General features: G+C 71.2%; 3 protein-coding genes. 1 reads left to right on the forward strand and 2 read right to left on the reverse strand.

Annotated features, from left to right (window positions below):
• Nucleotides 1–46: 46 nt before the first annotated feature.
• Nucleotides 47–1,528 carry an MFS transporter gene (locus ACFWZ2_RS43490; RefSeq protein ID WP_384555339.1) on the reverse strand — a complete coding sequence of 494 codons (1,482 nt, stop codon included), beginning with the start codon at nucleotides 1,526–1,528 and terminating at the stop codon, nucleotides 47–49.
• Nucleotides 1,529–1,650: 122 nt separating this feature from the next.
• Between ACFWZ2_RS43490 and ACFWZ2_RS43495 the strand changes: the two genes are divergently transcribed.
• Nucleotides 1,651–2,118, forward strand: a complete 468-nt coding sequence (locus ACFWZ2_RS43495; protein ID WP_384555340.1) for a MarR family winged helix-turn-helix transcriptional regulator — start codon at nucleotides 1,651–1,653, stop codon at nucleotides 2,116–2,118.
• A 45-nt stretch (nucleotides 2,119–2,163) separates the two neighbouring features.
• On the opposite strand, the gene ACFWZ2_RS43500 is transcribed toward ACFWZ2_RS43495, so the two are convergent.
• On the reverse strand, nucleotides 2,164–2,611 hold a 448-nt coding region (locus ACFWZ2_RS43500; RefSeq protein ID WP_384555341.1), incomplete at its 5' end, for a hypothetical protein.

Genomic DNA, 2,611 nt, shown 5'->3' on the forward strand with positions numbered 1-2,611 from the left:
GCGCAGTTCCCCGCGCCCCTTACGGGGCTCGCCCCTGACGGGGCAGTCAGACGCCCGCGCGCTCCGGCACGGGCGGGGTCAACGGGAGCTGCGAGGCACGCGGCGCGTGCCGGGCCGTGAGCCCGACCAGGGCCACCGCCACGACCACGACGAACGCCGCGCCCGCGATGGCGAAGCTCAGCGTGAACTGGCTCTCCTGCGGGAGGGCGGGCATGCCCTTGGGCAGAGCGATGGTCTTCGACGCGAGCAGCGAGGTGATCATCGCGCTCGCGACGGCGCTGCCCACCGAGCGGGAGATGGAGTTGATGCCGTTGGCGATGCCCGTCTGGTGCGCGGGGACGGAGGCCACGATGAGCGCGGGCATCGAGGCGTAGCCGAAGCTGATCGCCAGGCCGATGACCATGCCCGCGCCGATCACGAAGGCGCTGGTGCCGTGCGCCAGGGTCAGCCAGGCGAAGCCGATGACGCCGAAGGCGGCGCCGACGGCCAGCGTGATGCGCGCACCGGCCCTGCGGACCAGGACTCCGCCGAACTGCGCGCCGACGAGCGAGACGATCGTCGTCGGGAGCAGATAGACGACGGCCGCGTCGAGCACCGAGGCGCCGAAGCCGTATCCGGCCAGCGCCTCGGGCATCTGCACGAGGTACGAGACGCCGATGAACTGGGCGAACATCGCGAAGCCGAGCAGCAGTCCGGCGAGGTTGGTGAAGAGGACGGGCCGGTGGGCGAACATCTTCATGTCCACCATCGGCTCCTTGACCCGCAGTTCGGTCAGGACCCAGACGACCGCCATGACGACGGCGCCCGCGAAGGAGCCGAGCGTACGGCCGGAGGTCCAGCCCCATTCGTGGCCCTGCGAGATCGGCAGGAGCAGCAGGACGAGCAGCAGCGCCAGCGTGCCCGCGCCGAGCCAGTCGGTGCGGCCGCCGGTCTTCGAGCGCGAGGCGGGCACCGCGAACACCACGCCCACCAGGGCGAGCACGGCGAGGACGACCGCGAGCCAGAACACCCGGTGGTAGTCGGGGTCGGAGCCCTGGGTCAGCAGTCCTGCGCCCACCAGGGCGAGGCCGCTGCCGAACGCCAGCGTGCCGCTGACCAGGGCCATGGCTCCGGGCAGCTTGGCCGGCTTGATCTCCTCGCGGAGCACGGAGAGCGCGAGCGGGAAGATCGCGGTGGCCGCGCCCTGCATGATCCGGCCGACGATGAGCCAGGCCAGCGAGCTCGTGGTGGCGGCGAGCACGGAGCCCGCGATCATCACGAGCAGCACGCCTATCAGGGTGGGCTTCTTGCCGTGCTGGTCGCCGAAGCGGCCGAGCAGCGGGGTGAAGACGGCGGCCGAGAGCAGGGTGGCGGTGGTCACCCAGCTGACGCCCGCCGTGGTGGCGTCCAGGTCCTTCTGGATGATCGACAGGATCGGAACGACCAGCGTCTGCATCATCGAGACGACCATGGCGGCGAGCCCGAGGACCAGGATGACCGCGGTCTGTCCGGTGGCCCTTGGCGGGGCCGCGTGCTGTACGTGGGACACGGTGACTTCTTCTCCAGCCGATGACTACTTAAGAACCTCGATACTTGAGCACTTCAAGTAACTGGAAGAAGGTAAGCCTCAATATTTGAGATAGTCAAGTTTCATGGCGTAAAGTGGGTCACATGCCTGGAACTCCGCGCGTCGACACCGCCCAGCTCATGGAGCTCCTCGCGGTGTCGCTCGGTGCCTACTACGGGGACTTCACGGTGGCCGCGGCGGGCGAGAACCTCACCGCGAGCCAGGGCAAGACACTCAGCGTGCTGCGCCGTGGACCCGCCGCGATGCGGGTCCTCGCCGAGACGATGTCCTGCGACGCCTCGAACATGACGGGGATCATCGACCGTCTGGAGAAGCGCGGCCTGGTCCATCGGGAGCCCAGCCCCACGGACCGCCGCGTGAAGAACGTGGTCCTCACCGCCGAGGGCGAGCGGGCCATCGACGCGATCCGCGCCAACATGCACACCACCCTGGCCGGGCTCGACGCACTCGACGACGCCGAGCGGGCCACCCTCCACGACCTGCTGAGCCGCACCTTCGAGGCCGGGCAGGCCGCGGGCGCCCCCACGGCAGCACTGCGCCCCGCCGGATGACATCCGACGGGGCGGGCGGCACGGCCCCCGAGGGGCCCGCGGGTCCTACAGGATCGACGTGCTCGACGTGATGTCCGAGTCGAGCAGCGCGTCGCTGCCCGCACCGCCGTCGACCGGCGGCGGACAGAGCGGGGCGCGGGTCGCGACCAGGTGGGGGTCCGCACCCTCCTGGTGGGCCTGCGCGCGGTCGAAGAAGTCGGCGTAGAACGGGTCGGAGGCGAACGGGTCCCCGAAGGGAACGGCCGACGCGGTGGATCCCGAGGCCCCCTGCGGGAAGGGCTCGGCAGCGGACGCGGAGGCGGCCCCGACCCCCAGCAGCGCGAGGGCGAGCAGCGGTACGGCAAGCAGACGAGGTGCGTTCATGGGGACGACCTTGGCGGTGCGGACGGCACACACCGGGCAGACACGCGGCGCGGAACCCGGATAGCGGCGGGCGCTGTCGCGCGGGCGGAGGGGCGGGCTCGCGTCGGCGAGCGCGAGGCGTGCGGGCGGG

This window comes from Streptomyces sp. NPDC059002, assembly GCF_042740435.1.
Taxonomy (GTDB): domain Bacteria; phylum Actinomycetota; class Actinomycetes; order Streptomycetales; family Streptomycetaceae; genus Streptomyces.